We start from the raw sequence: 23,121 nt of genomic DNA, 5'->3' as shown, positions 1-23,121 counted from the left end.
GTAACATAGGCTACAACTTCATATGAACACTAGGGGGGCCGCACGATGCGGCTGAGATGGAAGAATGCGATTCCGGACCCTTTGCACCTGATCTGGATCATACCAGCGTAGGGAAGTGGCGCGCGCGTTTCAGTGAATGACGTGAGCAAACGGGAATTCGATAGAATGTCAATCGTCTGCTTAGCGAATTGAAACATGCAGTTCCGTGTATAACGTTATGGTTACAAATTCCATAGCTGTTTTGCACGAAATGAACTGTATGCATCAGTCAGTCATCTGATCCAATAATTAATACGCAGCCACTCCCCTACGGGAGTGGCTTTTTTGTGTTTTTCATAGCATTGATGCATGGAAGGAGATGAACGGTACGGCAATTTCTCATGAACATGTACACGGATCATTTGAACTGCATGTTGTATCTACGGGGGCTGGAGATCAAGCAACATTTGTAAAAGTTGCAAAAGACGTCTGGCCATGGGTGGACTATATTCACATACGAGAGAAACAACTCACATGGCAAGAAAAGGTCGATTGGGCTGAAAGTCTGCGTGGTGGTGGAGTTCCCTCTTGCCGGATCGTCATCAATGGTTCAGAGCTGAACTCGCAGAATGAAAACTACGGCGGTGTCCATTGGGGGCAAGAGGCTATACGTAACTACAACAATGATGACCTAAGCAATGTGCAGCGACTTCGTCTGGGTGTATCTGTTCATTCAATCGATGAGGCAAAAATCGCTGAAGAACGTGGAGCTGATTACCTTTTCTTCGGGCATGTCTACGCAACCAACAGTAAGCCGGATCTTGAACCAAGAGGATTAAATGCTCTTGCTGAAGTGTGCAGGGGTGTCTCCATTCCTGTGATTGCGATCGGGGGCATTGAACCGGGAAACATTCACGCGATTCGCTCGGCAGGGGCACAGGGAGCCGCCGTGATCTCGAATGTATGGGCGAGTGATTCACCGGATCGGGCCGCCGCATCTTTAAGGCAGACTATCGTTGGTACAGAAAGTCTGAGCCGCAGAAACAAGGAGATGAGATGATGAATGACATCGTTACTGATAGACCGGATAAGATTCATGCAGAAACGATTATTATAGGCGGAGGCGTCGTTGGGTGCTCCATCGCATATGAGCTTGCTTCCCGTGGACAGGATGTACTGTTAGTAGAGCGTTCGGCGATTGCAGGAGGGACTTCTTGCGCAGCGGCTGGAATGCTAGCGGCAGACAGTGAGGATTTTTCCCATCCTTTGATGGCTAAGCTTGCCAAGCAGAGCAGACAGTTACTTCATGAGCAACAGATGCTAATGGCTACACTCAGCAAGGTAGAGGTTGGACTGCAACGTCAGGGATTCCTAACTCCTTTTCGTTCATACAGTGAATTAAGTAATTATAAGGACAATCGGAAGTCCACGTTGTCTTCTGATGAGGTGTGGTGGGATCGTTACGCTGTGCAACAGGAGGCATCGTGGCTTAACAGAGATACGTATGGAGCCTACTACAGGCCTTACGAGAGTGAGGTTCTTCCAGTCCATCTCACAAAGGCATATGCTGAATGCGCTCAAGCAATGGGAGCGCGGGTGATGGAGGGCATACAGGATATACGTGTGCAAGCAAATGAATACGGGGTGCAGGGAATCACCACATCGATCGGTGAGATGACATGCAGACATGTCGTTATAGCTGCTGGATTACAGAGCGAAGAATTGTTGAGACATTTGGATTTGAGCTTGCCTGTGTGGTCGGTAAAAGGAGAAATAGCCGCCGTTCAGTTCTCAGCTGAACATGCAGGGTACAGACCTGACAGGACGGTGTACGCAGAGGACATCTATATTGTTCCCAAAGCCAATGGAGAGGTTTGGCTTGGGGCAACCAGTTTGCCAGGCAGAACGGATCTGAATGTTTCTGTACAGGGTGTTCAGAAGCTGTTAACAGCGGCTACCCACTGGGTGCCTGGGATGAAAGAGGCACAATTTTTGCGAGCGTGGGCAGGCGTAAGGCCGACAACTCCGGATGGGCTGCCTTATATAGGCGCTTGCAAAAGTATATCAGGGCTATTCACCGCCTTTGGGCATTATCGTAACGGTATTTTGCTCAGTGCGATAACAGGCAGACTAATCGCTGAATTGCTCGCGGGCAAAAGCTCAGAAGAGCTCGGAATTGAGGCGCTGAGCCCTGAGAGATTGAACAGAAAGGGAGTGGTGCAGTGAATATCATTGTTAATGGTCAACAGATGGAGATAGAAGACAGATTAAATCGTGTGGACAAACTGCTTCAATCTTTTGACCTGCAAGTCAAGACTGTAGTTGTCGAGCTGAACAGGCATATCTTAACGCGTGAGTATCATGAGACGACGGAATTAAGAGAAGGCGATCGAATCGAGATTGTACATTTTGTAGGAGGCGGTTGATGATGTTGAACATTGGGAAATATACGTTTGAGTCCAGACTATTGCTCGGAACGGGCAAGTTTTCGGATCTGGAAGTGCAAAGTCAGGCTGTAGAAGCATCTGAAACGGAAGTTTTAACTTTTGCTGTTCGTCGCCTGAATTTGGAGGAACGTAACCAGAAGCATTTCCTGGATACGTTGGATCTGGACAAATACACCCTTCTTCCGAATACGGCTGGGGCTTCCAATGCGGAAGAGGCGGTGCGGATTGCCGAGCTTGCGCGGGCTTCGGGACTTTGTGATATGATAAAAGTCGAAGTCATCGGAGATGGAATTACGTTGCTCCCAGATCCGATTGAAACATACAAGGCTTGCGAAATTTTGCTTGAAAAGGGCTTCACTGTGTTGCCTTATATTTCGGATGATGTCATTCTGGCCAAAAGGCTGCAACTGCTTGGCGTACATGCAGTAATGCCTGGTGCTTCTCCCATCGGAGCTGGCAGAGGCATCATTAATCCCTATAACCTTGAGATTATCATTGAACAGGCCGTTGTACCTGTAATTGTGGACGCGGGGTTGCGCTCCCCCAAAGATGCTGCTTATGCGATGGAACTTGGTGCAGATGGCGTATTGTTAAATACAGCCGTATCTGGATCAAGAGATCCGGTGAACATGGCTAAAGCGATGCGAATGGGGGTAGAGGCAGGTAGACTGGCATATGAGGCAGGCATGATTCCTGTGAAGCGTTATGCAGCAGCCAGCAGTCCGGTGGAAGGAATGATTCATACATGATAGATCAACAATCAACATCTTCCGAGCAGTCCGATCGGTATTCCAGACAGGAACGATACGCGCCGCTAGGCAAGGAAGGCCAGGCCAGATTAAAGGGCAGCAGAGTTTTAATCGTTGGTGCTGGCGCATTGGGAACAGGAATTGCAGAAACGTTAGTTCGCTCAGGAGTTGGGCACATAACGATCGTTGATCGTGATTATGTGGAGTGGAGTAACCTGCAGCGACAGCAATTATATGTAGAACAGGACGCAATTGAACGGATGCCCAAGGCGATGGCGGCGGAGAAACGTTTATCTGACATTAATTCCACGGTTCATGTGGAAGGGAAAGTATTGGATGTCAGAGTAGATGAATTGGAAGAACTCGTTCAGCATGCAGACTTGATTATGGATGCAACCGATAATTTTGATACCCGGCTACTCATTAATGATATGGCACAGAAGTACCGTATTCCCTGGATCTATGGTGGATGTGTGGGCAGTTATGGCATTACCTATACGTTTATGCCTGGAGATACGCCCTGTTTAAATTGTTTGTTAGGTGAAGTCCCTCTGGGGGGAGACACTTGTGATACGTCTGGCATCATACCTCAAGCGGTACAGATGGTAACGGCGAATCAGACAGCTGAGGCGATGAAGTTGCTTAGCGGCAATGCGAATGCTTTGAGACGCAAGTTGTTGTCATTTGACGTGTGGAGGAACGAATACATATCCATCAATGTGGATGGTGCGAAAAAGCAAGACTGCCCTTCCTGCAGCGATTCGGCAACGTATCCATATCTTTCTGCGTCCAATCTGGAGAAAACTGATGTGCTATGTGGTAGGGATACGGTTCAGATCCGACCTGCACGGCGCATGAATCTGGATCTTCAACATACGGCGAATCGCCTGGATAGACTTCAAGAAGGTAAAGTGGAATCCAATCCTTTTCTGGTTTCTTTTACAACAGGAGTCCATAGAATGGTCATTTTCCAGGATGGACGTGTCCTCGTTCACGGAACAAAAGATACAGCTGAAGCACGCACGCTCGTTCACCGCTACTTTGGCTGAAGCAAGGAAGAAGTAAAGTCTGTTCCCTGAAGGGAATGGACTTTTTCATTTTACGGCATGCTAACTGTACCAACCATTGCTGCGAGCAGCGGGACAGAGACAGGCCGGGTGAAAATAGTGAAAACAGCCATTTTGCTGATTGGAGCAGCAGGAGAGCAGGTCAACCTTATTCAGGACGTATTGTGTGCCGAAGGGTATGAGGTGCAACGAAAGGAAGGGTCTGAACTAAACCAATCCGTCGATAATTCGTTATCACACTTCAACCTTATCATCCTGCTAGACCAGGATGAGGGGGAGGCGCTTCGAAATCAAGAGGAGAAGGCAGGGTTGAAACAATGGATAGATAAAGGTCAGATTGTACCTCTGCTGGTTATCACGTCGAACGCATCTCCTCAAATCATCGTGGAATGGCTGGATTACGGAGCTAATGACGTAATGGAGGAACCCATTCACTTGAACGTGATGCTGGCTAGAATACGAAATTTATTGCGTCTTTTCGCGAATGCAACACCAGAGGGTGAAGAAGTTATTGTAGTCCATGATCTTAAAGTGAACTTGCGTTCAAGGCGGGTAAATCGTGCGGGTGAATACCTGACATTAACGCCTAAAGAGTACGAGTTACTGGAATTCCTGGCCCTGCATGTGAATGAAGCATGTACACGGAGTGATATTTTGCGGGAAGTATGGGGATATGAGCATGCCATGGATACCAACGTCGTGGACGTGTATATCAAACATCTGAGGGTTAAGGTGGACAAGGGAAGAAGTGTGAAACTGATTCATACGGTGCGTGGGATCGGTTACATGCTGCATGATAAAAATTAGATGTATCACCGAATTCCATGAAACTCCAGTTTAGACTGTGGCGAAAAAAGGGTAAATAAAAAGACCGGAACATATCGTCCGGCCTTTACTTATTTAATAATATATAACTCTACAGTACACGACGAGCTTTAATATACGTTCTTTCCCAAGTACCGGAATTCAGATCCGAAAGGGTTACGCCTGGAGATCCATACGTATGCAGAATCTTTCCGTTCCCTGCGTACACGCCTACATGAGTGATGTTGGAGCCAGTAGAACGGCTACCGCTGGAGAAGAATACCAGATCGCCTACACGCAGATTAGCTTTGGACACAGCTTTGCCTTCTTTGGATTGTTTCACGGAAGTGCGCGGCAAGTCTACACCATACTTTTTGAAAATATATTTCATAAAAGAAGAGCAGTCAAAAACTTTGGTAGTTGATGTTGAAGCACCAAATTTATATGGAGTTCCAGTAAATTGTTTACCATAGTTAACAATCTGTTGGCCTGTGGACACAGATGCAGTTGCTGCCTGTGCAACAGGTGCGTTAGTCATTAGTACAGCTCCAAAACCTAGTGTAGCGCACAACCCGACGGTTACGGCCTTTTGGACAAAGATGTTTGTTTTCATATTAGTTAGTACCTCCAAAATTCGTTTTCGTTAAGTTGCTAGAGCGAGTATAACAGCTTTGTAACAGCCTAGAAATTGGATAGGTACGTGTAATCCCTTGCGCCACAGTGGTTTGGGTATGTTTATTAAAATATAATTAAAAATGTCAAAAAATTAATCATTGACGAATGATAAACAAAGATGAAATAGAAAAGACCCTTGATCAGCAAGGGTCTTTGTTGTGTGTGAACCTATTTTCTTAGCGAAATGACTGGTTACAAAAACGTAATAAATAAGATTGAAACATGCGGATGATTCAATCTTTACTCTGAATAATCAGTAGCAGACCACTATCAATGGTGACTGTACCTGAAGTGCCTAAGAGCTGGTTGCTCACACCCAAAGATTGTCCCATGCGAATAGTGGCTTGATCCAACGGATACATGAAACCATCCAGAGTTATTCCTGTAACTTCATGAGTCAAAGGAAGTAGAGAAACATATTTATAGTCCCGGTGTTCAACCACAGCTTTGGATGTTGTCAATGTCATATAGTTATGCTTGTCCTGAATTACACAGGAAATATGATGCTGCATCGCGCGAACCATAATATGTACATTAGCGAGTGTGTGATCCATCCGAGTACCTGTAGCCCCCAACATCAGAATGTGAGAAGGTTCGTGATCCAGCGCTGTCTCAAAAGCCATTTCCGTATCGGTAAGATCCTTATGAACAGGGTCGCATGAAATAAACTGAACGCTATTGTTGCTAACAATCGTTAGTTCCTCTTCAGTAATAGAATCAAAATCTCCGACTGCAATATGAGGCTGAATGCCATGTTCGATCAAAAATAATGCACCGCGATCAGCTGCGATAATCATGTCATCATCTCTTATTTCCTGAAGTAACTCAGCAGATAGATTCCCGCCTGTAAAAATAACAATCCGTTTCACCGTCATTTTATTTCATCCTTCCTAATTCTTTCACCAAACCAGTATAATCCACAAAATGTGGTTGCACAATTTCGGTGCTCGCGGATACAATGGGTAGAGCGACACGGAGATGACTTGAAAAGTGAGGTTTGAACAGGTTGGACTTACACATTTTTGAAGTATTCAGCATTATAGGTACCATCGCATTTGCAATGTCCGGTGCCTTCGTAGCAATGGAAGAGGAATATGACATTTTGGGTGTACTTGTACTTGGACTTGTGACTGCATTCGGAGGCGGTATTATCCGGAATGTACTTATAGGTATACCTGTAACGACACTATGGAGTCAGGGATCACTTATCATGTTGGCCTTGGTATCTGTAGCAATTGCGTTTGTGCTGCCACTCAAGTGGATTGGTCACTGGAAGCGAACAGAGGCCTTGTTCGATGCAATCGGACTCGCAGCATTTGCAATTCAAGGGGCATTATACGCGGCAAATATGGGACATCCCATTAGCGCAGTTATCGTTGCAGCAGTAATGACCGGTATTGGTGGAGGCGTTATTCGTGATGTGCTCGCTGGACGTAAACCGCTTGTATTGCGTGATGAAATTTATGCTGTATGGGCAATGACAGCTGGCTTTGTCATAGGTATGGGTTGGTTAACAACGAATGTTGGGCTATTACTTTGTTTCGCGGCTGTGGTGTTCTTCCGGATGTGTTCTGTACATTATAAATGGAAGCTACCACGTCGTTCGTTGGTGCCATCGGAGACAGGGAACGTCAATCCTCAGCCAGAGAGCATCGTGACACAGCCAACACCGTCGGTACTTCAAGGTACGCTAAGTAAGGGGGATTAATATGATTCATGTTTTGTTTGTATGTCTAGGTAATATATGTAGATCACCAATGGCTGAAGCAGTCCTGCGTAACAAAGTCCTGGAGAAGGGGCTTGAACATCAGATTCGTGTGGACTCAGCAGGTACAGGGGACTGGCACATTGGTAAACCTCCGCATGAAGGGACTCGGAAATTGCTGGATTCATACCAGATTTCTTATGCCAACATGGTAGCGAGACAATTCGCCAGCGAAGACTTTACTCAGTTTGATTATATTGTATGTATGGACAATTCTAATGCAGATAATGTGCGCAACGTTCCAGGCGGAGCTGAGGCGGACATCATCAAGTTCATGGACATGCTTCCGAATGAGAAGCTTAGAGAAGTACCAGACCCGTATCATACAGGCAATTTTGAAGAGGTGTACGAGTTGGTTAATGCAGGCTGCGATGTTTTGTTGAGAAAAATTGAAGCGGAACATTCATTAGCTTAGTAATAAACCCAAACTCATACTTAACTTGTAGCCGGACAAAGAAGCAGGAGCGAGTACTCAAGCAGGATATCCTGCTTCTTTTTCAGGTTACAATTGTAAGCGGTATCATTAGAGTGGGGAACAAAAGCGGCATTTCAGCCGCCTGTTGCTGTATCCCAGTTTATCTTTCTTGTAGAAAATAAAGCAATGCTTCCGGCAATTCATTTTGCCAAAAACCCCATTGGTGATTCCCGTCTTTCTCCTGGTAGGAGACGAGAGCACCTCGTTTTTCCAGCAAATCACGGGTATCGCGATTCAGTTGGACAAAATCATACGTACCTGTGTCTGCTGCGAAGGCAGTCTCCTGCAAACCAACGATCATCCATATTGAGAGCCAAGAGAGATCTTCGGCTGCGGCATAGATTTCCTGAGAAGCGGAGTAGAAGGCGCCAGACATGCTGATGACACGTGTAAACAGGTCCGGATATAACAGAGCAAGGTGAAGCGAAACACTACCACCAAGCGAGTCTCCGGCAAGAATGCGTTCCTGCGGGGAACGACGTACAGGATATTTCTCTTCTATATAGGGAATAATCTCTTCAGCGAAGCAAGCGGTATATGCCTTGAATCGATCTCCAAATGGAGCATATTCCTGTGTTCTCACAGACACATCCACCTGAACCCCTACAATAATGAAAGGTTCGGCTCCTTCGTCCAGAATAATTCGGTTAGCTGTTGTAGCAATTCGCCCGAAATTGAAAAATTCTTCGCCATCCTGACAATAAACGACAGGGTAGCTGAGCAATTCGTTATAGCCCGGAGGAAGGTAAATACGGAGTGTTCGTTTCTCTCCGAGATAGCGACTTTCAATCTCTTCCTTCACAATCGTGCGTTTCAAATAGCGGGAATCCGTCATAAAACGTCACCTTTCTCGGTTAATTTTTTGCATTCGACCGCGCAATACGGTAAGATTACCCTTGTGCGGGGTTAGGTCAAACACGCAATCATGTATTATGCTGTTATACCAATATTAAACCCCTGTTATACATACAATCCGGCAGGAAACATAAAAAAATTACGGATTTCTTTGACGTATGGAGTGAAACAGGTGTATAATAATATTATAACAGCGGAACTTGATATTCAAATTTTTTGTTGAGGTGAAGAAAAAAATGAGCAAGGTTCCTTATGAAGTGTATACAGAGGATGTAGAAGCTCTGTCCGTGCTGTCTCCTGACGGCGAAATTGTTAACAAAGACATGATGCCTACACTTTCCGATGATCAATTAAAAGAAATTATGTACCGCATGGTATTTACCCGTACTTGGGATGACCGTGCAGTAAACCTGGGCCGTCAAGGTCGTCTTGGTTTCTATGCTCCAGTATCTGGTCAAGAAGCTACAATGGTTGGTAGTGAATTTGCAATTGAAAAAGAAGACTTTGTATGTCCTGGCTATCGTGACATTCCGCAACTCGTATGGCATGGACTTCCTCTTTATCAAGCATTCCTGTACTCCCGTGGACACCAACATGGTGGACAAATTCCAGATGGCGTTAATGTATTGATGCCACAAATCATCATTGGTGCACAAATTCTGCACGCAATGGGTATCGCTATGGGTTACAAATTGAAGAAACAAAAACAAGTTGTTATCACGTACACAGGTGATGGCGGTTCTTCTGAAGGTGACTTCTATGAAGGTCTGAACTACGCTGGTGTATACAAACTGCCTGTTATCTTCTTCGTACAAAACAATGGTTATGCCATCACAACTCCTTTTGCTAAACAAACAGCAGCTCTGTCCATCGCTCACAAAGCGGTAGCAGCAGGTATCAAAGGTGTTAAAGTTGACGGTATGGACATCTTCGCTGTTATCAAAGCTGTTCAGGAAGCTGCTGAGCGTGGACGTAACGGAGAAGGCGCAACATTGATCGAAGCAGTAACATACCGTTTCCGTCCTCACTCCCTTTCGGATGATGCTTCCAAGTATCGTACAAAAGAAGAAGAGGCAGAATGGTCTGCTAAAGATCCTATCGCACGTTTCGCTAAATATCTGGAGAAAAAAGGTCTGTGGACTGAAGAAGATACAGCACGTGTGAAAGAAGAAGCAAAAGCTAAAGTAAATGAAGAGATCAAAAAAGCGGAAAAAACCGAGAAAATGACGATTTCAGGCTTGATCGACAGCATGTTCGAACAAACGCCTAAGCACTTGGAAGAGCAAAAAGCTGATTTCCAATAAGTTTTTTCCGATAAAGCATAAACATCCGCGACTTTAATGTCCCGGTATACATGTACGAATTCAAATGTGAACTGTCAATGTTTAAGGAGGAAATGAAGCAAATGGCACAAATGAACATGAAAGAAGCAATCCGTGATGCGCTTCGCGTGGAGTTGAAACGTGATCCTAACGTTCTGCTTTTCGGTGAAGACGTAGGTAATGTAGGCGGCGTTTTCCGTGTAACGGAAGGTCTGCAAAAAGAGTTTGGCGAAGAGCGTGTATTTGATACACCACTGGCTGAGTCCGCTATTGGTGGTCTGGCTGTAGGTCTGGGTGTACAAGGCTTCCGTCCGGTTGCTGAGATCCAATTCGTTGGTTTTATCTTCGAAGCCCTTGACCAAATGGTAGTGCAAGCTGCTCGTATGCGTTTCCGCTCCGGTGGAAAATACAATTCTCCAATCGTATTCCGTACACCATTCGGTGGCGGTGTAAAAGCGGCAGAATTGCATACAGATTCCCTGGAAGGTCTGCTCACGCAAACACCAGGTATCAAAGTAGTAGTTCCTTCTAACCCTTACGATGCAAAAGGTCTGATGATCGCTTCTATTCGCGATAACGACCCTGTATTCTTCATGGAGCACTTGAACTTGTACCATGCTTTCCGTGCAGAAGTGCCTGAAGAAGATTACGTTGTTGAGTTGGGCAAAGCGAACGTTGTTCGTGAAGGTTCTGATGTAACGATCATTACTTACGGTATGATGGTTCACACTTCTGTGAAAGCAGCTGATGAACTCGAAAAACAAGGAATCAAAGTTGAAGTTATCGACCTTCGTACGGTTAGCCCGATCGACATCGATACCATCGTTGCTTCTATTAAGAAAACAAATCGTGCAATTGTTGTACAGGAAGCTCAAAAGAGCGCAGGTGTTGCAGCTGAAGTCATTGCGCAAATCAATGAAAAAGCAATCCTGCACTTGGAAGCACCGGTTCTGCGTGTAGCTGGTCCGGATACTGTATATCCTTTTGCACAAATCGAAGATTCTTGGCTGCCTAACCCAGCGCGTATCGTTGCTGCGGTTAACAAAGTCGTAAATTTCTAATTTAATCATCTGACATGCCGCAAGGCGCAGTATGGTGATTCACACCGCAGCGCAAGCTGCACTGTAAACAGCCATTAGCCCCTTGAGTAACAGTTATTTGCATTAGCAGTAACAGTTGTTTCTTGGAGTTAAGGGTTGTTTTCAGGATTGAGCACATAATCAAGGAGGTTTTTCAGTTGGCTAAATTTGAATATAAATTCCCTGAATTGGGCGAAGGCCTACACGAAGGCGAAATCATCAAGATGCACATCAAAGTCGGTGACAAAGTAACTGACGACGATATCATCATGGAAGTACAGAACGACAAAGCGGTTGTAGAAGTACCTTGTCCGGTTAACGGAACAGTTACAGAAGTATTCGCTAAAGACGGTCAAATCTGCCATGTTGGTGAAGTTGTAGCGATCATCGATGCAGAAGGCGAACTTCCTGAGCAAGACGACGCTCCTGCTGGCGATCAAGGCGAGCAAGAGAAAGATGCAGCTCAAGGCGGAGCTGACACAAGCGGTTCTTCTGCAGCAGCTTCCAGCTCGGATGCAGCTAAAGAAGGCGGCAACAACAGCGTTCCGGCAGTACCTGCCAAAGACGTTCTGGCAACACCAAGCGTGCGTAAATTTGCTCGCGAACAAGGTGTAGACATCGCTCAGGTTAACGGCACTGGCAACAACGGTAAAGTAACCAAAGAAGATGTTGAATCCTTCAAAAACGGTGGCGGTTCTTCCGCAGCGGCATCTTCCGAAGCTCCGGCTCAAGAAGAGAAAAAATCCGCAGCACCAGCAGCGGCTGCAGCTGATCAACACGTTGAAGAAGAGCGCGTACCATTCAAAGGTATCCGTAAAGCGATCTCTAATGCAATGGTTAAATCGGCTTACACAGCACCTCACGTTACAATCATGGACGAAGTGGACGTAACTGAATTGGTTGCTTTCCGTACTCGTATGAAACCAATTGCAGAGAAAAAAGGAACAAAAGTTACTTATCTGCCATTCATCGTTAAAGCACTGGTTGCGGCTTCCCGCCAATTCCCGGCTCTGAACGCTATGATTGATGAAGAAGCTAACGAAATTGTTTACAAAAAATATTACAACATTGGTATCGCTACAGATACAGACAACGGCTTGATCGTTCCTGTTATCAAAGATGCTGATCGTAAATCCATCTGGATGATTGCTGATTCTATCCGTGATCTGGCTGCTCGTGGTCGTGAGGGCAAATTGAGCGCGAATGAAATGAGAGGAAGCACAATCTCCATCAGTAACATCGGTTCTGCTGGCGGTATGTTCTTCACTCCAATCATCAACTTCCCTGAAGTTGCTATTCTCGGAACAGGACGCATCAGCGAAAAAGCAGTGATCAAAAACGGCGAAGTAGTTGCAGCACCTGTAATGGCTCTTTCCCTGAGCTTTGACCACCGTATCATCGATGGCGCAACAGCACAAAACTTTATGAATTACATTAAACAGCTGCTCGCTAACCCTGAGCTGCTTGTTATGGAGGTGTAAGATATGGTAGTAGGCGACGCTTCTCTCAATATCGACACATTAGTAATTGGTGCGGGTCCTGGCGGCTATGTAGCTGCCATCCGCGCTGCTCAACTGGGCCAAAGCGTATTGATCGTAGACAAATCCGAACTGGGCGGTGTTTGTTTAAACCGTGGATGTATTCCATCCAAAGCCCTGATCTCTGCTGCACACCAATATGAGTCTGCACTTCACGGTGAAGCTTTTGGTATCTCTGCTGAGAACGTAAAAGTGGACTTCAGCAAAACTCAAGAGTTCAAAAACGGCGTTGTTAAGAAAATGACTGGCGGCGTAGCTGGTTTGCTCAAAGGCAACAAAGTTGAAGTTTTCAACGGTGAGTGCATGTTCATCAACGAAAACGAAGCTCGTGTATTCAATGACCACGAGTCTCCACGTTACAAATTTAAAAATGCTATTATCGCAACAGGTTCCCGTCCAATCGAACTGAAACCTTTCCCGTTTGGCGGACGCATTCTGTCTTCGACAGAAGCTTTGAACTTGCCAGAAGTACCAAAAAGCATGATCGTTATCGGTGGTGGATATATTGGTGCTGAGCTTGGCCAAATGTACTCCAAATTCGGTGCGAAAGTAACAATCATTGAAGGTTTGGATACAGTACTGCCAGGTTTCGATAAAGACATGACTAGCCTTGTTGCTAAAAACATGAAGAAAACAGGCATCGAAATCGTAACGGGTGCAAAAGCTGAAAGTGCTGAGCAAACGGATAAAGATGTAACTGTGAAGTACTCTGTAAATGGTGAGTCCAAAGAAGTAACTGCAGATTACCTGCTGGTAACTGTTGGACGTCGTCCAAACACAGATGGAGAACTGGGTCTCGACATGATTGGTGTTGACGTTGACGAGCGTGGATTTGTCAAAGTTGACCACCAAGGTCGTACTAGCATTCCTCACATCTTCGCTATCGGTGACATCGTATCTGGTCTGGCTCTGGCACACAAAGCTTCTTATGAAGGTAAAGTGGCTGCTGAAGCAATCGCAGGACAACCATCTGTAGTTGACTACAAATGTATGCCAGCAGTTGTATTCACAGATCCAGAGTGTTCCAGCGTAGGTTACACTGAAAAAGAAGCTAAAGAAAAAGGTTACAAAGTAAAAGCAGGCAAATTCCCTTATGCGGGTAACGGCCGTGCTGTATCTTTGAACCACGCTGAAGGCTTCGTGAAAATCGTAGCTGACGAAGAAAGCGGCCTCGTATTGGGTTGCCAAATCGTAGGTCTGGAAGCTTCCAACCTGATTGCTGAGCTTGGTTTGGCAATTGAGATGGGTGCTACATTGGAAGATCTGGCTCTCACAATTCACGCTCACCCAACTTTGGGCGAAATCGTGATGGAAGCTGCGGAATTGGTTATGGGTCACCCGATCCACATCATCTCCCGTTAAGATCATCTAAGTTTCGGATCCGTCCGGCATTATACGTAAATCAGAAGAGACGAATGACGCTAACGCGTTATTCGTCTCTTTTTTTGATTGAAATAAGAGCAAAGTTTAAAAGGTTATACCTTGATTTGTATATCTGATTACAATACAACGAATTCCTCATTTGTGGTACACTGTAATAATGATTAGAGTAGTATAGGGCCGTATTAGTTGAATTAAACTTTTACATGAGAACGCAGAGGACGGAAAGAGCCTAAAGAAGCGAAGCGTTCGCCTTTATCACCGGATTTTTCCCTTTGGAAAAGGGAATCGAAAAAATCAGGGGATAACAGCGATCGAAAGGTTGTTCGGTCATCGGAGTGGGCAAGTGTAAATGGTTTTAGTTCAATTGATATACGAGCTAATTCTATTCTGGAGTAGTATAACAGTGAGGAGATTTCAACATGAAAAACTATCTCGATTTATTACAGGATATTCTGAACAACGGCGTGCATAAAGGAGATCGTACCGGAACAGGAACACAATCCGTATTCGGCAGACAGCTCCGTTATGATCTCTCCGAAGGATTTCCGCTGGTAACAACCAAACGAATTCATCTCAAATCGGTTATTCATGAACTGTTATGGTTTTTGAGTGGCGATACCAATATATCTTATTTGAAAGAAAACGGTGTGAAGATCTGGGACGACTGGGCGGATGAAAATGGGGATCTCGGACCAGTATATGGCTCGCAGTGGCGCACATGGGAAGCACCAAACGGAGAAAAAATTGATCAGATCGCCGCAGTAATTGATTCGATCAAAAATAATCCGGATTCTCGCCGTCACCTTGTCAGTGCATGGAATGTGGCTGAGATCAATCATATGAAACTTCCGCCTTGTCATTTTGCGTTTCAGTTTTACGTTGCAGAGGGTAAATTATCCTGTATGCTAACGATGCGGTCCGTGGATACGTTCCTCGGGTTGCCGTTTAACATCGCGAGTTATGCGCTCTTGACGAATATGATTGCGCAGCAATGTGATCTTGAGGTGGGGGAATTCATCTGGTCTGGAGGGGATGTTCACATCTACTCTAACCATGTGGACCAGGTCAAAACGCAGCTGGAGCGTGAACCCTATGCTTTACCTAAGCTGGTAATCAAGCGTAAACCGGACTCTATTTTCAATTATAAGTTTGAAGACTTTGAGTTTGAGAACTACCAGCATCATCCGGGCATTAAAGCTCCAATTGCAGTTTAATTACGTGATCAACCTCTATAAGATACTTGGATTGAAGGAGTGTATTACCCTTGAGTATTGAACTTGTATGGGCAATGGGGGAGAACGGTGTGATCGGATTGAACAATTCGATTCCATGGCGTCTACCCAAAGATATGGCCTTTTTCAAACAACGTACGCTGAACAAAACGATTATCATGGGGCGTAACACGTGGGAATCTTTTGGCGGAAAGCCGCTTCCTCAGCGCCGTAATATCGTAGTGACAAGAGATCTGAACTACAAAGTGCAACAAGCTGAGATCGTGCATACGATTGAAGAGGGTCTGAGCGTAACCAAAGGTGAGGAACTTTGCGTAATTGGGGGTTCCCAAGTGTACCGCGAGTTCTTGCCACTTGCAGATCGTCTTGTGGTGACCAAAATTCATGAGAATTTTGAGGGAGATACCTTTTTCCCTGAAGTGGACTGGTCGGAATGGGAACTGATTGAACAGATTGAAGGCGAGCAGGATGAGAAAAATGTTCACGCGTATACATTCGAATTTTATGAACGTAAACGGTAAATGTTGTATGAAAATATCCTGACTTCGTTCGGAATTGTATGATGAGAGGCGCTGATTACGAATTATTCGTGAACAGCGTCTTTTCTTTATTTAAAAAATGAGTCACTTGTTTAGAGTGGATCGCATATTACATTAATATAACATCGATAATTGATGCTTATGTATAATATACATACGGCCTAGCATGTAAAAGTAAAAAAGTGTAAAAGTTTTGAGGTTTTAACGTTGTGAAGTCCTAAAATTGGTCTGAGATTCTGAAATGAGAACGATTTTTAGCAAAATATGTTGAATTTGATGACAAATTATATGACATTTACATAACGTTTCGAGATTTTACCTCTTTAACAAACACCTGATTTCGCAGTCCAAAATCGTATTCAACACCAAAATAAGGGTATTGACCATAGGTAGACTTGAAAGATATGATGTATAAAATACAAATAATTATGCGGATAATCCATTTAATATTCAGCTCTGTAAATGCTACTATAATTGAAATATCTTCGAGAAGATTTTGTGATACAATAGACAAAAACTCAAGTAATGAGTAATCCATTTCATATAGAACCATGCACATGAAGGGATTAAGACAAGAACGGATGGGGGAAAACGTAAGATGTCTACACCTACTGGATTTATGGAATACAAACGTCAACTGCCAGCGGATCGAGAGCCAGCGGAGCGGATTAAGGATTGGGAAGAGTTTCATAAACATATGGCAGAAGAAGAACTCAGAACACAAGGTGCACGATGCATGGATTGTGGTACCCCGTATTGCCATACAGGTATAGATATGATTGGCGGCACGTCAGGTTGCCCCGTGCATAACCTGATTCCAGAATGGAATAATCTTGTATATCGCGGACTGTGGAGAGAAGCTCTTGAGCGCCTTCATAAAACGAATAATTTCCCGGAATTTACAGGTCGCGTCTGTCCTGCTCCTTGTGAAGGATCATGTACAGTTGGCTTAATTGGTCAGCCTGTAACCATCAAAACCATTGAAGAAGCTATTATTGAAAAAGGTTTCGAAGAAGGATGGGTGGTTCCCCAACCTCCTGAAAAACGTACGGGTAAACGTGTAGCTGTCGTAGGCTCTGGTCCAGCGGGATTGGCCACTGCGGCTCAGTTGAATAAAGCAGGGCACTTGGTAACAGTGTATGAGCGTTCTGACCGTGTCGGCGGATTGCTGATGTATGGTATCCCGACGATGAAACTGGATAAAAATGTGGTTCAACGTCGTGTTGATCTGCTTGAAGCCGAAGGCATCCAATTTATCACGAACACGGAGATCGGTAAAGATATTGCAGCACAACAACTGGTAGATGATTATGACGCTGTTGTATTGTGCGGTGGTGCAACTAAACCACGTGAATTTAACATTGAAGGCAGCGACTTGAAAGGCGTTCATTACGCCATGGATTTCCTGAATGGCAGCATTAAGAGTTATCTGGACTCCAATCTGGAAGACGGCCAATATCTGTCCGCTAAGGAAAAAGACATTATCGTCATTGGTGGCGGAGATACAGGATCTGACTGTGTGGCTACATCGCTGCGTCACGGTTGTCGTACTGTTACACAATTCGGTACGCATACACAAGCGCCGATGGAGCGTGATCGCATTAACAACCCTTGGCCGCAATTCCCGAACGTGTATACACTTGATTATGCACAAGAGGAAGCCAAAGCATTGTTTGGTCAAGATCCACGTGAATTCTCAATCATGACAACTAAGTTTGTCGGCGACGATGAGGGTAACCTCAAAGAATTGCATACGGTGCAGATCGAGCGTATTGTGGATGAGACAGGTCGCAAGATTTATCAGCCAATTCCAGGTACAGAGCGTGTATTCCCGGCTCAAATGGCCATGATTGCGATTGGATTTGATGGACCGGAACAAACGTTGGTAGAGCAACTGGGACTTGCAACAGATCGTCGTACGAACGTTAAGGCACGTTATGGCAAATACAACACGAATGTGGATAAAGTATTTGCAGCAGGTGACATGCGTCGTGGTCAAAGCTTGGTTGTATGGGCGATTAATGAAGGCCGTGAGGCTGCTCGTGAAGTGGACAAATACTTGATGGGTGCTACGGTTCTGGTGTAACGTTCTACAACAAGAACGAATTTACATGAATACTAAACAAGTAAAAGTATAGATTAGATATCAATGATAACCCTCGCGTTCAGCGGGGGTTGTTTGTTGTCTTTTAAATAGAAAAGACTACATATTTCACGCAAGTGTGAGCAATAGCATTGCTTTTTGAGTGATAAAGATTTATTATTATATTATAATGATTATAAATAAGAATGAACTGAAACCATGAATCCCTACGATAAAAGTAAAATCTAATGAATATAAACCGGAGGTGCGACCTGCTATGGCAAGTAACCGGGACAAGTCCATTTCAGAACAGATCTTTCACATTAAAAATCAATTGGTTGAAAAAGGATATAAGTTAACACAACAACGGGAAGTTACTGTACGTGTATTGCTTGAACATGAGAAGGATCATTTTAGCGCAGAGGAAGTATTCCTGCTGGTTAAAGAGCAGTTCCCTGAGATTGGATTGGCTACCGTATACCGAACTCTCGAATTACTGAGTGACCTTCAGGTCGTTGAAAAGATTAACTTTGGCGACGGTGCTGCGCGTTTCGATCTACGGAGTACGGATGGTTCCCATCATCATCATCACTTGATCTGTACAGAATGTGGCAAAGTAGAAGAGATTATGGAAGATGGTCTTTTACGTTTAGAACAACAAATTGAGCGTCAGTATGGCTTTGCTGTTACGGATCATCGTTTGGATTTCCAGGGTGTGTGCAAGGAATGCAGACAAAAGCATGTACTGAAAGAACAGGCAGCGGGATAATTCATCTCGGGAGGGTGCTCCCGAATTCAAAATCTGATATAATGAGTATCAGAAGCAAGGGGCTTCCGTCGGCGGAAGGCCCCTTTTTGCCGTCATGCGGACGGTGAAGGAGGAGAGATGGACGGATGAAGACACTGGTTATAGCGGAAAAACCCGACATGGGTCGAACCATTGCCGCCGTCATAGAACCAAAGGCCAAGAACAATCGCACGTATCTGGAGGGTGAGCATTACATCATCACTTGGGCGATTGGGCATTTGCTTGGACTGGCTGAACCGGATGCCTATGATACGAAGTACAAGCGCTGGAATATAGCAGACCTGCCGATTATACCTGACCAGTTCAAGATTGTACCCAATCCGAGAACGAAAGATCAGCTCAAAATGATTGGAGAATTGGCAAAACGGGCTTCAGCGATCGTTAATGCTTGCGATGCAGGGAGAGAAGGACAGTACATCTTCGCCCTCATTCAACAGCAACTGAAGCTGCGTCAGCCTGTAAAGCGTCTATGGATATCGGATTTGACGGCAGAGAGCATTAGACGTGGTTTTGATGGTCTGAAGGATGCCTCTGAATTTGAAAATTTGACCCATGCAGCTCGCGCCAGAAGTGAAGCCGATTGGCTGATCGGCATGAATGCCTCAAGGGCGTTTACAACCCGTCATAATGCATTGTTGTCTGTAGGCCGTGTGCAGACGCCAGTACTGGCGCTAATTTATGATCGGGAAATCGAGATTGAAGCATTCCAGTCGCAGACCTTTTATGAAGTGGCCGCCTGGTTTCGGCAGGAAGGTGTCGAGTACCGGGGACTGCGTCAAGGCGATAAGCTGACCGATGCCGAGGCAGCAGAGGCCATTGCAGCCAGTGTGAAGGGCAAGACAGGGCGGATTACCAAATACGAAGCAAAGCAGACGAAGGAGTATCCGTATCGTTTGTACGACCTGACCCTTTTACAGCGTGAGGCTAATGCCAAGTTCGGATACGGTGCCAAAAAAACACTGGATATCGCGCAGGCCTTGTATGAAAAACACAAGGTGATTTCGTATCCGCGGACGAACTCCAACTATGTTACAGAACAGAATATTGAAGGTATGCACAAAACGCTAAACCTGCTTAAAAATGGTACCTATAGTGAGCTTGCGCAAGGGGCCAAGCCAGAGCTTGTTCATAAGAATAATAAAGGGGTATGTAATCCGAGCAGGGTTGAAGATCACCATGCGATCTTACCTACATTAAAGCGACCAGGTACCTTATCCAAGGATGAACAGAACATCTATGATTTGATTGTAAGGCGTTTCTTGTCTCACTTTTATCCTCCGGCGGAGTATAAGCAACATACAGTGCTCACCGAAGTGGAGAAACATCAGTTTAAGACATCTGTCAAAGAGCTGCTGTCACTCGGATGGAAAGTCGTTCTCGGTTCTGGAGATCAGGAACAGGGTGGCGCAGGCAAGAAGAAGACTAAGAAAAACGGCAATGAAGAAGAGGAAGCCGAGGAGTGGACGGACAAGGCTTTTGCTGTACAACCTGACTTGCCTGTTCAATGTACAAAGAGTGAGTTCAAGGAGAAGGCGACGCAACCTCCCAAAAGTTATACCGAGGGAACATTGCTGAAAGCGATGGAAAGTGCAGGCAAACAGATCGAGAATGAAGAGCTACGAGATGCGATGAAAGATAGTGGTCTGGGTACTCCGGCCACACGAGCGGCTACGATTGAACGGCTTAAAAACGTAGGTTATATTACGCTGCAAGGGAAGAAAATGCAGTTGACGCTCAAAGGCAGAACGGCGATTGAATTGATTCGCCGGGCGGGCGTAGATCTGTTAACTTCACCTGAGATGACCGGGCAATGGGAAAGAAGGTTATATCAGATTTCCAAAGGTGAGGCGGGTCAGGACAAGTTCATGGAGAACGTCAAGAAATTCACCTTGTCTATCATTGAGAAAGTGCGTGTTCAAGCTCCAGCTCCAGCAGATGCTTTTGGAGAAGATTCGCGTGCAGGCAGGGGGAAAGGCAAAGGAGGCAGAGCCCAGGCTGGCAATACGAGGACATCTGTCAAGACAGCTAGTGGCGGTTCAGCTGTTAAAACGTCCCGTCAGGCTTCGGCATCTTCTTCCAGAGCTGGTAGTGGGAAAAGCACGACCACCAAGGCGCCATCTTCAACTTCGAGCGCATCCGGAGTGAGAGAGTTACTTGCACCTTGTCCTTCTCCAGGCTGTACAGGCCAGATTATAGAGGGCAAGAAAGGCTATGGATGCTCACGTTTCAAGGAAGGCTGCTCATTTGTGGTCTGGAAAGAGTATGCGGGCAAGAAAATCACCAGTACGATGTTAAAATCGCTGATTGAGAAGGGGAGTACCCAAGTACTGTCTTTCAAACGAAAAGACGGGAGTACTGTGAAAGCACGTATTATTTTGCAGGACGTAGTAACAGGCAAATTATCTGGTGAGAAGCATGATGCTTGAACTTAGTTAACATACAGAAAAGGACCCTTAACCAAGGGTCCTTTTCTGTTGCTGCTGTTGTATATTTTCGTGTATAACTTTCGGAACCTCTTCCAGTGCAGTGATGGTATACATCGACGTTTCCGGATTAGGTTGAAGTTCTACGATGTTGTACTGCCATTCATTTGGCTGTTTGATATATATGCTATGAATTCCGGCTTTTACGGCAGGCATAATATCTGTCCGTAATGAGTTGCCAATCATCCATGTTGCACGGCGATCAAATGGACCGTTAGACAAAATGCCTTCCAGTGCCTCGATGTTTTTGTGTTGGCGGATATAGATCCGATCATCAAAATAAGCCGAGAGTTTCATCTGATCAATCTTGCGCTGTTGAATCACGGTTTCGCCGCCCGTATATAAGTAGAGGGAATGTCCAGCACCTTTGAGGTTCTCAAGCGTTTCAACCATATGAGGGTAGGGTTCAACCTCCTGATCGTACACACTCATGCCCAACTTGCTCAGATAGGACTCTTCTCTGGGAGAAGTTAATCTGGAGAACTTACCTGAGAAATACCGATAGGTATCAATCAGGGATTGCGGGAAATGATGACTTGCAAAGCCAAGTTTGTTCACTCCTGTGACATCGATCTCCAGCTGTTTTTCGCGGATCTCTTGCGTTGTCAGAGAATGTCCATCAAACCACTCCTGCATATTTTCGAAGAATTCCCCCAAAATCAGGTTGAAATACTTGTTGCAATATACGAGTGTATCATCAAGGTCAAACAAAATATGTTGTTTCATTATTTTCATGTTCTAACTCACTCCTTGTAGCCAGCAACTCCACAATGGTTCAACTAAATTATATGCGAATATAGGATTCCAGGAACATATTCAATTCAGATACGCCATCTGGCCGAATACTGTATTTCTCTTTACGGTTACTTCCGAGCAGATGAGTGCGTAGCAGGCCTGCGATACGAAGCGCCATCACCTGATCTTTGACCGTGTCTTCGTCTTTACTCAATGCTTCACACATCTCAGCGAGGGATTTGGGTTCATCCGATACGTAACGAAGCAGGCGAAGTCTTTCGGGATCAGCCAGTGCATGGGTGAAACGTAAAAGACATGTTGGCGGCTGGTCTTCATTCTCTTCAGGTGCATCTACGGGATACTGCATAATCATCATACCCTCATAGAAGCAGTACATATTAATAGGACGATTGTGCACCGTTGGGAAGAGGATGACTTCGTTCAGTCCAGGCATCGGTTCAACAAGAACGCCGGCTGTAGCGTATTCAATAAGAAGTTCAGGGCCCATTTTATCAAGCAAAATGCGTTTTTCTTCGGCATCTTCTTCCAGCCATACGCGCTGATCTTCACTCATATTCTGACAGTAGTGTTCATCCCATAGTCGCAATAATGGGACATAACTGTTCCGAATGCGCGTAGATTCTTCTATTGTAAGAGCGGGCAAAAGGGGAGAGACCCTTGCATACAGGTCTTCCGCTGTCATTCCGGCAAGCATGTCCAGAAAATCACGATTCTCCGATGTATCATTTTGATAGGCTGCCCATGCAAACAAGACATCAAAATCATCAAAAGGCCAAGTGGCAGCAGGTGCGAGCGCAGCTCGAACATTGGAGCTTAGTTTGCCTTCCACTTCCAGAATCCATTCAGGACCAATATCCAGATGCTGAATCCATTTTTTCGTGACATAAACTAGAAAGCTGTTGAGCATTTCATATATCGGTGAAACATCAATTTTAACATGATAAGCCATAATGTTGCAGAATCCTCCCGTCACATCTAAATGTACGCAGCGACTTAAGTACTATTATGGCTTGTTTTGCAGGGCGTTGTCCACTATAATGTTCAAGTCCGGGGCAAAGCCCCGATCCATGAATAGCAGTTTA

22 protein-coding genes and 1 riboswitch are annotated in these 23,121 nt (G+C 45.2%); of the genes, 17 read left to right on the top strand and 5 right to left on the bottom strand.

Going from position 1 to position 23,121, the window contains the following annotated elements:
- The first annotated feature begins 21 nt into the window (after positions 1-21).
- A riboswitch (TPP riboswitch) is annotated at positions 22-131 on the top strand.
- Positions 132-358: 227 nt separating this feature from the next.
- Genes MKX75_RS16610 through MKX75_RS16585 form a run of 6 tightly spaced genes read left to right on the top strand, consistent with a single transcriptional unit; the run spans position 359 to position 5,049 of the window.
- The gene (locus MKX75_RS16610) at positions 359-1,039 is read left to right on the top strand and encodes a thiamine phosphate synthase (protein ID WP_339166051.1); all 681 of its coding nucleotides are present in this window, start codon (positions 359-361) and stop codon (positions 1,037-1,039) included.
- Positions 1,036-2,205 (top strand): glycine oxidase ThiO, encoded by a 1,170-nt coding sequence (gene thiO / locus MKX75_RS16605; protein ID WP_339166049.1) that lies wholly within the window; start codon positions 1,036-1,038, stop codon positions 2,203-2,205. The genes MKX75_RS16610 and thiO overlap by 4 nt, the downstream gene beginning before the upstream one ends.
- Positions 2,202-2,405 carry a sulfur carrier protein ThiS gene (gene thiS / locus MKX75_RS16600; protein ID WP_076331560.1) on the top strand — a complete coding sequence of 68 codons (204 nt, stop codon included), beginning with the start codon at positions 2,202-2,204 and terminating at the stop codon, positions 2,403-2,405. The genes thiO and thiS overlap by 4 nt, the downstream gene beginning before the upstream one ends.
- Positions 2,406-2,407: 2 nt before the next feature.
- Entirely contained in the window at positions 2,408-3,175 is a 768-nt protein-coding gene (locus MKX75_RS16595; RefSeq protein WP_076331561.1) for a thiazole synthase, read from the top strand.
- A complete protein-coding gene (locus MKX75_RS16590) occupies positions 3,172-4,224 on the top strand; it encodes a ThiF family adenylyltransferase (protein ID WP_076331562.1) in 1,053 nt (350 codons plus the stop codon). The genes MKX75_RS16595 and MKX75_RS16590 overlap by 4 nt, the downstream gene beginning before the upstream one ends.
- Before the next feature lie 57 nt (positions 4,225-4,281).
- On the top strand, positions 4,282-5,049 hold the full coding sequence (locus MKX75_RS16585; protein ID WP_083679503.1) for a response regulator transcription factor: 768 nt from the start codon (positions 4,282-4,284) through the stop codon (positions 5,047-5,049).
- A 109-nt stretch (positions 5,050-5,158) separates the two neighbouring features.
- On the opposite strand, the gene MKX75_RS16580 is transcribed toward MKX75_RS16585, so the two are convergent.
- Positions 5,159-5,659, bottom strand: coding sequence for a C40 family peptidase (locus tag MKX75_RS16580; RefSeq protein WP_062834880.1), 501 nt, complete (start codon positions 5,657-5,659; stop codon positions 5,159-5,161).
- 295 nt (positions 5,660-5,954) lie between these two features.
- Positions 5,955-6,596, bottom strand: coding sequence for a thiamine diphosphokinase (locus MKX75_RS16575; protein WP_339166045.1), 642 nt, complete (start codon positions 6,594-6,596; stop codon positions 5,955-5,957).
- 131 nt (positions 6,597-6,727) lie between these two features.
- Here MKX75_RS16575 and MKX75_RS16570 point away from each other — a divergent pair, with 131 nt between their 5' ends.
- Together MKX75_RS16570 and MKX75_RS16565 are read left to right on the top strand one after the other, a co-directional pair.
- On the top strand, positions 6,728-7,429 hold the full coding sequence (locus MKX75_RS16570) for a trimeric intracellular cation channel family protein (RefSeq protein ID WP_082762786.1): 702 nt from the start codon (positions 6,728-6,730) through the stop codon (positions 7,427-7,429).
- A gap of 1 nt (position 7,430) precedes the next feature.
- Positions 7,431-7,901 carry a low molecular weight protein-tyrosine-phosphatase gene (locus MKX75_RS16565; protein ID WP_339166043.1) on the top strand — a complete coding sequence of 157 codons (471 nt, stop codon included), beginning with the start codon at positions 7,431-7,433 and terminating at the stop codon, positions 7,899-7,901.
- 160 nt (positions 7,902-8,061) lie between these two features.
- Here the strand turns inward: MKX75_RS16565 and MKX75_RS16560 are convergent, their stop codons facing one another.
- Positions 8,062-8,796: an alpha/beta hydrolase-fold protein gene (locus MKX75_RS16560; protein WP_062834877.1), complete on the bottom strand. Its 735-nt coding sequence runs from the start codon at positions 8,794-8,796 to the stop codon at positions 8,062-8,064.
- A 256-nt stretch (positions 8,797-9,052) separates the two neighbouring features.
- On the opposite strand from MKX75_RS16560, the gene pdhA reads away from it, so the two are divergent.
- From pdhA to MKX75_RS16515, 9 genes are all read left to right on the top strand, one after another.
- A complete protein-coding gene (gene pdhA, locus MKX75_RS16555; protein WP_017688072.1) occupies positions 9,053-10,120 on the top strand; it encodes a pyruvate dehydrogenase (acetyl-transferring) E1 component subunit alpha in 1,068 nt (355 codons plus the stop codon).
- A gap of 101 nt (positions 10,121-10,221) precedes the next feature.
- Entirely contained in the window at positions 10,222-11,199 is a 978-nt protein-coding gene (locus MKX75_RS16550; protein WP_017688073.1) for an alpha-ketoacid dehydrogenase subunit beta, read from the top strand.
- Between the two features lie 176 nt (positions 11,200-11,375).
- Positions 11,376-12,698 carry a dihydrolipoamide acetyltransferase family protein gene (locus MKX75_RS16545; protein WP_145148381.1) on the top strand — a complete coding sequence of 441 codons (1,323 nt, stop codon included), beginning with the start codon at positions 11,376-11,378 and terminating at the stop codon, positions 12,696-12,698.
- Positions 12,699-12,701: 3 nt separating this feature from the next.
- Positions 12,702-14,117: a dihydrolipoyl dehydrogenase gene (gene lpdA, locus MKX75_RS16540; protein WP_036613658.1), complete on the top strand. Its 1,416-nt coding sequence runs from the start codon at positions 12,702-12,704 to the stop codon at positions 14,115-14,117.
- 440 nt (positions 14,118-14,557) lie between these two features.
- A complete protein-coding gene (thyA, locus tag MKX75_RS16535; RefSeq protein WP_076331567.1) occupies positions 14,558-15,352 on the top strand; it encodes a thymidylate synthase in 795 nt (264 codons plus the stop codon).
- A gap of 50 nt (positions 15,353-15,402) precedes the next feature.
- Positions 15,403-15,891, top strand: coding sequence for a dihydrofolate reductase (locus MKX75_RS16530; RefSeq protein ID WP_062834874.1), 489 nt, complete (start codon positions 15,403-15,405; stop codon positions 15,889-15,891).
- Positions 15,892-16,507: 616 nt separating this feature from the next.
- Positions 16,508-17,995 carry a glutamate synthase subunit beta gene (locus tag MKX75_RS16525; RefSeq protein ID WP_062834873.1) on the top strand — a complete coding sequence of 496 codons (1,488 nt, stop codon included), beginning with the start codon at positions 16,508-16,510 and terminating at the stop codon, positions 17,993-17,995.
- 274 nt (positions 17,996-18,269) lie between these two features.
- Entirely contained in the window at positions 18,270-18,761 is a 492-nt protein-coding gene (locus MKX75_RS16520; RefSeq protein ID WP_036613667.1) for a Fur family transcriptional regulator, read from the top strand.
- Positions 18,762-18,886: 125 nt separating this feature from the next.
- A complete protein-coding gene (locus MKX75_RS16515) occupies positions 18,887-21,226 on the top strand; it encodes a DNA topoisomerase 3 (protein ID WP_339166040.1) in 2,340 nt (779 codons plus the stop codon).
- A 27-nt stretch (positions 21,227-21,253) separates the two neighbouring features.
- On the opposite strand, the gene MKX75_RS16510 is transcribed toward MKX75_RS16515, so the two are convergent.
- The gene (locus MKX75_RS16510; RefSeq protein WP_076331569.1) at positions 21,254-22,018 is read right to left on the bottom strand and encodes an HAD family hydrolase; all 765 of its coding nucleotides are present in this window, start codon (positions 22,016-22,018) and stop codon (positions 21,254-21,256) included.
- A 49-nt stretch (positions 22,019-22,067) separates the two neighbouring features.
- On the bottom strand, positions 22,068-22,988 hold the full coding sequence (locus MKX75_RS16505; RefSeq protein ID WP_076331570.1) for a helix-turn-helix domain-containing protein: 921 nt from the start codon (positions 22,986-22,988) through the stop codon (positions 22,068-22,070).
- Between the last annotated feature and the right edge of the window lie 133 nt (positions 22,989-23,121).

Origin of the sequence: Paenibacillus sp. FSL R5-0341, from assembly GCF_037975235.1 — a bacterium.
In the GTDB taxonomy this organism is placed as follows: domain Bacteria; phylum Bacillota; class Bacilli; order Paenibacillales; family Paenibacillaceae; genus Paenibacillus; species Paenibacillus amylolyticus_A.
This window is presented reverse-complemented; position numbering and strand designations above follow the sequence as displayed.